Source organism: bacterium (assembly GCA_021372535.1).
Classification (GTDB): Bacteria; Latescibacterota; Latescibacteria; order Latescibacterales; family Latescibacteraceae; genus JAFGMP01.
Map to the genome: position 1 here is coordinate 25,821 of JAJFUH010000203.1, position 10,587 is coordinate 36,407.

The 10,587-nt window shown below is 52.7% G+C and carries 8 protein-coding genes; 3 read left to right on the forward strand and 5 right to left on the reverse strand.

Features of this window, described 5'->3' with window-relative positions:
* Window positions 1-23 precede the first annotated feature (23 nt).
* From LLG96_17550 to LLG96_17560, 3 genes are all read left to right on the forward strand, one after another.
* Window positions 24-1,244 carry a methyltransferase gene (locus tag LLG96_17550; protein ID MCE5252012.1) on the forward strand — a complete coding sequence of 407 codons (1,221 nt, stop codon included), beginning with the start codon at window positions 24-26 and terminating at the stop codon, window positions 1,242-1,244.
* Between the two features lie 120 nt (window positions 1,245-1,364).
* Window positions 1,365-2,423, forward strand: coding sequence for a sugar phosphate isomerase/epimerase (locus tag LLG96_17555; protein ID MCE5252013.1), 1,059 nt, complete (start codon window positions 1,365-1,367; stop codon window positions 2,421-2,423).
* 66 nt (window positions 2,424-2,489) lie between these two features.
* The gene (locus tag LLG96_17560; GenBank protein MCE5252014.1) at window positions 2,490-3,512 is read left to right on the forward strand and encodes a sugar phosphate isomerase/epimerase; all 1,023 of its coding nucleotides are present in this window, start codon (window positions 2,490-2,492) and stop codon (window positions 3,510-3,512) included.
* Window positions 3,513-3,679: 167 nt separating this feature from the next.
* Here LLG96_17560 and LLG96_17565 read toward each other — a convergent pair whose 3' ends face one another.
* From LLG96_17565 to LLG96_17585, 5 genes are all read right to left on the reverse strand, one after another.
* Window positions 3,680-4,228, reverse strand: coding sequence for a hypothetical protein (locus tag LLG96_17565; GenBank protein MCE5252015.1), 549 nt, complete (start codon window positions 4,226-4,228; stop codon window positions 3,680-3,682).
* A gap of 78 nt (window positions 4,229-4,306) precedes the next feature.
* A complete protein-coding gene (locus LLG96_17570) occupies window positions 4,307-4,969 on the reverse strand; it encodes a hypothetical protein (GenBank protein MCE5252016.1) in 663 nt (220 codons plus the stop codon).
* A gap of 18 nt (window positions 4,970-4,987) precedes the next feature.
* A complete protein-coding gene (locus tag LLG96_17575) occupies window positions 4,988-5,821 on the reverse strand; it encodes a hypothetical protein (GenBank protein MCE5252017.1) in 834 nt (277 codons plus the stop codon).
* Window positions 5,822-5,828: 7 nt separating this feature from the next.
* Window positions 5,829-6,398, reverse strand: coding sequence for a TlpA family protein disulfide reductase (locus LLG96_17580; protein MCE5252018.1), 570 nt, complete (start codon window positions 6,396-6,398; stop codon window positions 5,829-5,831).
* Between the two features lie 107 nt (window positions 6,399-6,505).
* Window positions 6,506-10,587: T9SS type A sorting domain-containing protein (locus LLG96_17585; GenBank protein ID MCE5252019.1), on the reverse strand; the 4,082-nt coding region annotated here is incomplete at its 5' end.

Here is a 10,587-nt window from a genome sequence, read left to right on the forward strand (position 1 = left end):
ATTCGCAGGTAGAGGAGTCTCCGGTGACATCGAGAGAACGGATTATGGCGGCGCTGAACCATAGAGAAACCGACCGCATTCCAGTGGACTTCGCGGGCCATCTCTCATCGGGTATCAGCGCCATAGCTTACGCCAGGCTGAGGAAGTATCTCGGTCTTCCGGATAAACCCATCCGCGTTCACGATCCCGGGCAGCAGCTTGCCATAGTCGATGAGGATATGCTCGACCGTTTCGGAGTTGACACCATCGAACTCGGACGGGGATTTGCGCATGATGAATACTGCTGGGCCGACTGGGTGCTCCCTGATGGTACACCATGCAGGATGCCGGAGTGGTCTCTGCCCGAACGCGCTGATGGGGAATGGGTCATGCGTGACCGTAACCGCCGGGTTATTTCACGAATGCCGGATGGCGCACTCTATTTCGAACAAACGTACTACCCTTTTGCCGAAAATGGCGATCCCGAAACACTTTCCGATGTATTGTCACTGAGAGGACCGGCAGGATCGGGTATTCCCGGCCCGCTTGCCGAGGGTCCCAACGGCGCACGCACGCTTGCATCGGGAGCGAAACGGCTTCGTGAAAGGACGGCCAGGGCCATTCTCGGAATTTTTGGCGGCAATCTCTTCGAATTCGGCCAGTCCATGTACCGCAACGACAATTTTTTCATGCTGCTTGCCTCGGAACCGCTGAAGGCACATCGTTTTCTCGACAAACTCATGGAAATTCACCTCGCCGCGCTCGAACGGTTTCTCGGTGCGGTCGGGGAATATATCGACATCATCGTGTTTGGCGATGACCTGGGCATGCAGACAGGCCCCCTGATTTCACCCCGGATGTACCGCGAGTTTTTCAAACCCCGCCACGCTTTCCTGTGGAACCGTGCAAAGGAGCTTGCGGATGTCAAGGTAAACCTTCACAGCTGCGGGGGCATTCGCGAGCTTATACCCGACCTCATCGAAGCCGGTCTCGATGCGGTGAATCCCGTCCAGATAACCTGCACCGGTATGGAGCTCGACGGGCTCAGGCGAGATTTCGGTAAAGACCTCGTCTTCTGGGGCGGCGGGTGCGATACCCGGAGTATTTTACCGGACGGAACGCCGGATTCGATCAGTAAACATGTGCGGGAACAGTGTGCCCTCTTCGGGAATAATGGCGGTTTTGTTTTTCAGCAGGTTCATAACATTCAAGCAAATGTTCCACCCGAAAATATTGTCGCGATGTTTGAGGCGGTAAATTCCTGAGTACATGCGCACGATGATGAAAACTGTGATTTCGCCGAAACTGTTAACAGGTTAATAAAAGAATAGATGGATTTTGATCACCACACACGTACTATTTTTCATACACCGGAGGGAAAGAAAATGTCACACCGTATCTCGCGACGTCAGGCAATCATTACCGGAGCCGCATCCGCCGGAATGGTCCTGGGATCATCCTGCGGTAAAGGAAAACAGGAACAGGTAGTAACTCCGCCAGCACAGCAGGCTGTCGAAAAAGGACCCGGACGGGAACCGTTCTGGAATCCCGGCCCAGATAAAAACCTCGTTCGCAATCTCACTCCCGGCTCTACTCCGATCCGTCTCGGCGGCTACCTGTACCCGAATAAAAAAGAGAGCCTGACCGAAATGGTGAAAAAACTGAGAGATTCCGGTTACGCCGGGGCTGTAACCAATCCGGAACCATGGAATACGATGAAAGATTCCGAATTGCAGGAACTCCGTGATGCGCTGAAAAAATACGATGTTGCTATATTCGAGGTCGGCGGCTATACGAATATGCTTCATCCCGATGAAGCGACCCGCCAGAAGAATCTTCAGCATCTTGCCATGTGCATCGAAGCCGCCGATAAAGTGGGCTGTCCCATGGTCGGAACCATCTCGGGAAGCCTCGACCCCAAGGATTTCTTCAATGTCAATCCCGGCAACTGGACAATTGAAACATGGAAGGTGCTTGTCGACAGCATGAAGCAGGTGCTCAGGGATACCGCGGGAATGAAAGCCGGTATCGGCATGGAAGCTCAGGTCACTACCAACATCGACGGCCCTCTGGCACACAAACGTCTCATCGATGATGTAGGCGATCCGCGGTGTACGGTGAACCTCGACCCGGTCAACATGGTATCGCTCGCCACATATTACCATACCACGGAACTCCTGAACCAGTGCTTCGATCTCTTAGGCGAAAGCATCCTGGGCTGCCACGCCAAGGATACCCTCATCTGGCCGGACAAACAGACAGTTCATGTTCAGGAAGTCTGTTCGGGAAGAGGCGTCATGGATTACGAGACCTACCTTGTAAGACTGAGCAGGATGCAGTGGCCCCGCACCCTCCTGCCGGAACATGTGCCGGCTGAAGAACTGATCGAGGCTGCCGCATATATCAGAAAAGTTGCCGCGAAGGTTGGTGTGACGATTCTCTGATGATCAAACCATAATCGAAGCGTTCCCGGAATCAGCACGGAATATGCACCTAAAGGGAGATAATTCATGTCACGAACTGTTACACGAAGAACGCTGCTCGGGTCCGGATTGACAGCGGCAGGGACACTGGTACGGTCATCAGGTCCACAATCCGCTTTTGCATGGGCGCCCGGGCCGGATGAATCGGTCAAGCGCGACCTCACGCCGGGACCTACCCCGGTACGTCAGGCGATAAACATCAGGCGGCAGAACGGCGAAAGCCCCGAAGAAATGATTAAACGACGGCGCACGGAAGGCTTCACCGCAGTCAAAGGCGCCCGTCACACCGGAGGCAATGTGGGAGAGCCGTGGAACTCGATGACCACCGCCGAGCGGGCCGAGGTTGTTGCCGCTTGCAAAAAATACGATGTAATAATCTACGAGGTCGGCGGGTACACGAATCTGGTCACTCCGGACTCGAATCAGCTCAGGGAAAATCTCACGCGTCTCGCCCACTGCATCGAGGTGGCGGAGAGCGTCAACTGCCCCATGGTCGGCACCGTCGCCGGAAGCCGTGACTCCGCCAATTTCATCAACGTTCACCCGGACAACTGGACGATTGAAACATGGAAGCTCCTGGTCAACAGCGTCAAACAGGTACTGAGCGATACCGCGGGAATGAAAGCGGCCATCGGCATGGAGGCGCAGGTAACCAGTATCATCGACTGCCCTCTGGCGCATAAACGTCTCATGGAGGATGTCGGCAGCGACCGTCTCAAGGTGAACCTCGATCCGGTCAATATGATGAGTCTGGAGCGGTATTACCATACGACGGAGCTTATCCACGAGTGTTTCGATCTTCTCGGCGAGGATATCATGGGATGTCATGCCAAGGATACCTTTATCTGGCCGGACAAACAGACAGTTCATGTACAGGAGGTCTGCCCCGGAAAAGGGGTACTCGATTACGAAACATACCTTGTCTGCATGAGCCGCCTCAAATGGCCCCGTGCGCTCGAACCCGAACATATCGAGGATAACGAGTATCCCGAGGCGCGGGCATATATCGAGAAAATCGCGGGCAAGGTCGGCGTAAAATTATACGGGTGATTTTTGACGCCTCACTATATCGTGAATTGCTGGCGTTAAACGCCCATTCATAGATGTGTTCAGCCCGTTTTCATATTACTCGCGCAAAAAAAGAGCCCTGCCGCATGAAAACACAACACCGGCAGGGCTTTTTTATATCATAAAAACTCAGGGATCAAAACCACCCGTTATTTGGTAATATTTCCGCTTTTAATCTCATTATTCAAATCGTCGAACGCTTTCTGTGCCTTGAGTTCGGTATACTCAGCCGCGGCATCCCGTACGGCGTTGAGGAGCGCCTGGTTGATCGAGTCCTTGGAAATCTCAGCAAGCGAGAAGCACCGTTTGTTGATGATCTCGCTCTTCGATATTACCGCGCCGCTCAGCGATACATTCGACACAACCTTGGTCACCGACTCGGTAAACTGGAGCGCGCGGGCCGCTTCCATGGTGCCGCTCTGCTGGAGGTAGTTTCTCATCATGGTTGCGATATCGGACTGGACCACATTGCCGATTGCCGCCCGTGCAAGGTTATCCGCAGCCTGTTTGGCAAGCTGAATTGAGGCCATCTGCTCGGATGCACCCACACCGTAAATCCTGTCGGCGGACTTGGGAGGATTAAGGTACCAGTCGGGAACATCACCTTTGCTTACACCTTTTGAACCGCAGGCCCCGATCATAAGAGCAACGAGAACGATTAACGCCAGAAAACCGCAATACTTCCTGATACCGTACATGGCACACTCCTTGTGATAACGGTTAAGAAACATGAACTGCACCTTATTGCCTGTCATTCACTCTGAATACAATCATTGTCACGGCCTGCTCGGGGGTCCGGGCAGATATTCGACTTTCGTCTCGCCGCCGCCTCCGCCTCCGCCTCCCATCATGGCAGCTCCGGCTCCGGCTCCCAGAACGACGACACCGGCCAGAATGTAAAGCTTTGTTCTCGATTTCTTCTGGGGGATGAGGAACAGATTATTCCCGACCTCGGGTATAACCATGGTCAAAACATCGTCTATGGAGCCTCTGAGCGACCGTTCCGTAGAGCCGATCGTCTTCCCCGTCTCGATATCGATGATCCGTGCCGTAACGGAATAGGTCTGACCGATAAGATTTACAGAACCTATCACAATCCGGTCTACCTGCAGCATTTTACCGAATTCGACAGCGCACGAATCGGATACGCAGCCGACGTTCTGAATGGCAAACTGGTCGAGAATCTTATCCATCTGCGTCCGCTCGATGAGATCATATTTTGCCTTCAGGTTTACACCCTGCTGCATGATCCCGGAAATATGGGAGCGCAGTTTATCCGACAGACCCTTCGCTTCACTCTGGGAGACACCGTTCCCTTCAAGATCGAGCGCGGCGATTGTATAGGTTTTCTGCGCCTGAGCCCCCGCGTTTTTTACCGAAATGACACCTCCTATTATCAGGTAGCATGACAGATAGAGCGTCAATACCCGTTTAATCATAATCAGGTCACCCTCCTCTCACTGGAGCGTTTGTTTGACGACAGGCCGCATATCATCCGGAATGGTATACGTTTCGTCAAGTTCTATCAATCTATAATTGAATTCCATCACTTTACCGCTTTTATCGAATCGTATGACTACTTCGCCGATCCGTCCACCGCCTTTCCCGGCCTGAACTATGCGGCACCCTGAAACCGTTATCGCCTCGGTCAGAAGCGTCTGGGAATGCCCCCCGATGATAAGATCGATATCAGGCCATTTTTCAGCGAGCGCGACATCTCCGTTTTTCCCCATCTGCGAAAGCACGACGATATAATCGCATGAATCCCTGAGCGCAGGCAGGAGGCGACCCAGAATCACATCGGGACTCTCAATGGTAAAATCACGGCTCGTATCGGGGAAAAACCTGAAAGTATCGGCGGAAAAAAGCCCGGTAACCCCGATCCGCACATCCCCGACCGTAAAAATCCGGTATTCCCGGAAAACCGGTTTACCTTCCCCGTCCACAAGCGATGCATTGATAATGCGGTCGGTGTATTCCCCGAAAAGCGACATGAACTGTTTAAAACCGCCGTACAGCTCCTGGTCTCCGATACCCCATCCATCGTAGTTCATGATGTTCATGAGCTTGAAAACAATTGGCCCTTTTTTTTCAACGGCGGAAAGCCCGAGGTAACCACCCGAATCCAGAAGCAGGATGTCCGGGTGCTCCTTGCGGTATGTCCGGAGATATCCGACACGTTCCGCAAGCCCTCCCGTATAGTCGTTACGGCAGTGACAGTTCTCGAGCTTGCCGTTCGAATTATTCGTGAACAGTATCCTGACAACCGACTCCTGCCGTTCGGCTGGCAACGCTGATTCATTTTGGAGTAGAAGTACCGGTGCCAGAACCGGTAAGAACCACAATTTCCTGCTCCAGTTTGGTAATAATCTCATCGGCTGTTTTCTCGGCAAAACCAGTATTGACGAATTTAACTTTTCCCATGTTATCGATCAGAAGAGTATGCGGCAGACCGGGCCTTCCGACAATTTCATGGGTCTTCTGATAGCGGTCAAGAAGCATCGGTATGCTGCCACCGATCTCGGCGGCAAACGCTCCGGCCTTTTCTCTGCTGTCGCCTACATTCACAAGAAAAACCATGATTCCCTTGTCCTTATATTTCTTATGAATTTTTTCCAGCTCGGGGATTTCCTTCCTGCATGGTTTGCACCATGAAGCGCAGAAACTGATCAGAATCCCATTGCATTTCACTTTTGCACCCTCACCGAGGTGATCGTTAAGGAAAAACGACTCGCCGTTGAGGTCTCTCAGGAAAAAACCGGGTATGGTATCTCCCACATTGAGCCGTCCCTCATCCTGTCCCGAGGCAGAAACCGCGTTCAATAATACAAGGGAGAACACCATACTGAGAAGCACCAGGTGTTTCATTCGTCTTCACCTCTTGTGTCGTACATATGAAAACCCTTTTAATTTGCATTTCTCCATGACCGCTGCCTGCCTGTTTTTTTCAGGATAAAGGCCTGCAACGGTATCGTCTACTTCATGAACAGCATCTTTTCCGTAACCGATGCATAGCCTGAATCGACACGGTACAGGTATATCCCCGATGTGAGACCGGCGGTATCAAAAACGAGCTCGTGAACGCCCGGCCCCATAAAGCCCATATCATAATCACGCACCCGCTGTCCCACGGAATTGAATATGGTGATATGCACGCGACCGGCAGTCGAAAGCGTATACCTGATTGTCGTCTGCGGATTGAACGGGTTGGGATAACAGGTCGCGGTCACATACCGTTCGGGCTGAATAGCCGTATCCTGACGTTCCTGCCGGACACCGGATGCAACCGTAAGGGTATAATGATGTGCCGTGATACCCTTCTCCGACAAGAACTCGAACGAATCGCCGTTCAGGGCAACCGGCTTACCGCTGTCACGGTCGGTGATGGCTATCGTACAGCCTTCGGGAAGCGTATCGACACCCTCAAGCCTGACCGACACACGCTCGCGGGAGATATTGGTTTTCACATCAAAATCCCACATGACCGTCTCGCCCGGGGGCCGGAAATCGACAGTATAGTCGCTCGGATACTGGAGCCAGTCCCTGTGCGGGAACAGAACGGAGACATATTCACCGACCGCCGGCGGCTCGACATGGTCGTAACGATCCCATCCGGCCGAAGCGTCCTGCCTGACTCCGAGGTGATTGGCGGAATCGACAGCCTGCCCTGCCGCTGCAGCGATTGAGAGCACCCAGTCGGACGGATTTGCATCGACCACGGCTTTTCCGGCAGACTGGCGCGTGGGCTGGAGCCTGATAATGACCGTACGGTTGGAAAGGTTCTTGACCGAGTATCCTTTCCACGGTTCCATGACCGTGGGAGGCTTGGTCGGATCAGTCCAATGGCCTTCATATGTATAAAGAACGCTGAGCTCCGCTCCGGAGGGATTCTCGATATTGCTCCACGATATATCGAACATCCAGGGATTGGCAATATCGTTCCAGCCGGATTTCAGCTCGATTTTGAACGGTTCTGCCGTGGTAACCGTTTTCCCCGCGGGCGATTCGAGTTCGTATTTTTCTTTTGCTATTACCCAGAACGCCCTTCCCGGAGCAAATCCCTCGGTATTGGGATATTCCTGTGGCGTTTCGCTGCCCGGCTGATACCGGTAAATGCGCCAGTCAACCCCTGTTTCTCCCTTCGGCAGTTTTCCGGAAAGCTGGTCGACAATAGATGTTTTCACGAGCTCGAGCGGGATGGAAACCATGCGATAGGCAGTCTGGACACTTCCGCCCGTGACCGGATTCTCGGTCTTAATGTCTTTCACCACTGCCGTTATCGAATAGAATCCCTCGCCGGCCGGCGTTCTTGTTTCCTTGTCTTCGGCGTCCCTGGCGGTGATGTAATACTCCATTCCGAGTGCTGTGAAAATTCCCTCGGTCATGGTTACCGAAAACGCATTATTGTTACCCGATGAAGTCATTGCAAGATGACTGCTGAACACACGGTCTCCCGTCTCGTCATAATAGAGCATTACCTCTTTGATTTCCGTATTGCTCGTCACCTGAGCCGTAAAGGTAAGCTCCCTGTTCTCTTCCGCTTCAGCAATCGGACTGTGCGTTATCTGAATCACCGGTTTGACTATGGTGAAAAGGTCGCTCTGGGCGGAGAGAGCCGAATTTGATGTGTCGGATAGCCTGATCAAACAGTCAGCCGACTCCGCTTCAGGAACCTTCCACACGTAATACCCGTCCGATGCCGAAACACTCGCCGCAATTTCCTGCCATGTATTACCGCCATCGGTCGAGAGCTCGATCTTTATTTTCGATATTCCCTCGAATTTCCAGTTGATCTCGTACTGGGCGCCCGAAGACCATGTCTGACCCGCCGAGGGTGAAGTGACACTAATAAAATTACCCGCAACGATGGAGAATACCCCGGAAACGGCGGTGATATCCCTGGCGGAGGTGTCGCTGATTCTCACTTTACATGTACCGGATACATCGCTCGGGATTGTCCAGCGGTATACTTTCAGGGTTGCATCGATATCGGTCACGATCTCTTTCCAGGTGGTTCCGCCATCGGTTGAATAGTCGATCGCGACATTCTTGATTCCCTTTAAAGTCCACCGTATGGGCTGTTCTGACCTGACAGTCCATTTATCACCGGCCGCCGGGGCTTCAACCGTTATCGATGACACGAATGTCAGTGTAAAGAAGCCGTCGCTTTTATCCGTAATCGTGTCGTCGGTCATACTGGAAACCTTAATAAGACATTCATTCGATCTGTTAAAAGGAAAATTAATGGTATGTCTGCCCGTATCGGCGGCGATATCATTGGCGAGCATTGTCCATGTCTGGCCGTTGTTCGGTGAAAAGTCGATCCGAACCCTGGAAACATTCACCGCATTCCACCGTACTTCATACGGCTGATCGGCCGAGACAGTCTCGCCGCCGTTGGGCGCGAGAACCTGAACCACTGGCGCCTGACCGCCCTTGAATATCGTGAAGGGCTGTTGATTCATCGCGCCGATCTCGGTGCTGTCGGAATCCGCCACAAAGATAAGGCATTTATCGGATTCGACAGTGTCGGGAATCAGCCATTTGAATGAGCCGGTATTGGCATCAGCCCTGAGCTTGACAATATCCCATGTTTCACCCAGATTTATCGAATAGACAATACTGACCTCAGTTACGTTGACCGCATTCCATACGATAGGATATATTTTTCCGGCTTCCCAGAGCTCACCGCCGACCGGTGAAACAAGCTCGATGCTCTTCTCTCCCGTCACCCTGAAAATGGTAAATGGCGCATTGCTCGCATCATTCTGATCCGCATTCTCCGCATCGCTCACTCTCACAAGGCATTGTGCCGAGGGCGTGTCGGGCACCGTCCACGCATAAGTCCCTGCGCTTGCCGGTAAGCTGGCAATAATTACAGTCCAGTTTGTTCCGTTATCGGTTGTGTATTCGAGCTTGACATTCGAGACTCCGGATGAATTCCACCTGATAACATGACTGGAGCCGGCAGCCCAGTTTTCCCCTCCCTGGGGTGAGCTGAGCGAGATCATGGCTTCCTGGCCAGAAGGAACGATTGCGATTGCCTGATCGCTGTTGTCGTAGAGCTGATCATTACCGGAGTCGCCAACCGAAATATAGCACTGGGGAACATCGAGATTGGCCGGAATCGACCATGTGAAGTATCCGAGGCTCGCATCGACATTCTCGGCAATGACGTTCCAATGTATGCCGCTGTCGGGAGTGAACCATATATCGACGCTCTTCACGCCGCCTGATTCCCACCATATGTCGTACTCGCCTCCCGCCTGCCATTCTTCGAATTCGTTTGGATACCAGACAGTGATAAACGGCTCGTAAAACTCCACTGAGGGACGCGTCGTAAGCTCGATGCCCCTGACTGTCACCACAATCTCTTTTATACCGGGAACCGTGCTCGAAAAGGTAACCCCGATGATACCGGTCGCGTCGGATTGGGCTTTGTCAAAGCTCAGGTCTACCTTTTCCGCAGTGCCGTTGCTTCCCAACACTTTTACCACGATATCGGTAACAGGTATGCCCAGTACCGGATTACCGTCCTTATCGTTCAGGGTAATTACCACGGTGGTTTTTTCACCGGCGTATAAATCCGGGGGGTCCGTGTATGCGGACGAAGCATCCGGATCGATGCCAGCGGTGGGCAGCAGTATCTCAAAAACGGCGGAACTCCGTGCAATCATCGAGGTATCGGCCTCGTTGATGAGCCGGACGAGGCAGTTGTCGGAAAGCGTCTCGGGCACCATCCAGTCGTATTTACCCGCCTCCGCATTGACCTGTGTAGCAACCCCCATCCAGTTCTGCCCGTTATTCACCGAGTACTCGATGGTAATCAGTTTGACGTTCGAGGCTTCCCAGATGATGGCAAAGGTTTTGTTCGCTGCGAGTTTTTCGCCGCCGTTGGGGGATATGATGGTTAAAATCCTGGTTCCGGAGGTTTCCAGAGCGAAAGCATAGAGACATAGATCTTTAGTCGACCCCACATAAATTGTGCCGTCGGAGCCTATCACGGGCGAGGACTGGATAGAACCCTCAAACTGGTATTTCCATTTCAATGTCCCGT

What these genes read in the sequence shown, in the direction of transcription:
- LLG96_17555 (MCE5252013.1), top strand. Translation starts at nt 1,365, where the DNA reads ATGTCACACCGTATCTCGCGACGTCAGGCAATCATTACCGGAGCCGCA.
- LLG96_17560 (MCE5252014.1), top strand. Translation starts at nt 2,490, where the DNA reads ATGTCACGAACTGTTACACGAAGAACGCTGCTCGGGTCCGGATTGACA.
- LLG96_17565 (MCE5252015.1), bottom strand. Translation starts at nt 4,228, where the DNA reads ATGTACGGTATCAGGAAGTATTGCGGTTTTCTGGCGTTAATCGTTCTC.
- LLG96_17570 (MCE5252016.1), bottom strand. Translation starts at nt 4,969, where the DNA reads ATGATTAAACGGGTATTGACGCTCTATCTGTCATGCTACCTGATAATA.
- LLG96_17580 (MCE5252018.1), bottom strand. Translation starts at nt 6,398, where the DNA reads ATGAAACACCTGGTGCTTCTCAGTATGGTGTTCTCCCTTGTATTATTG.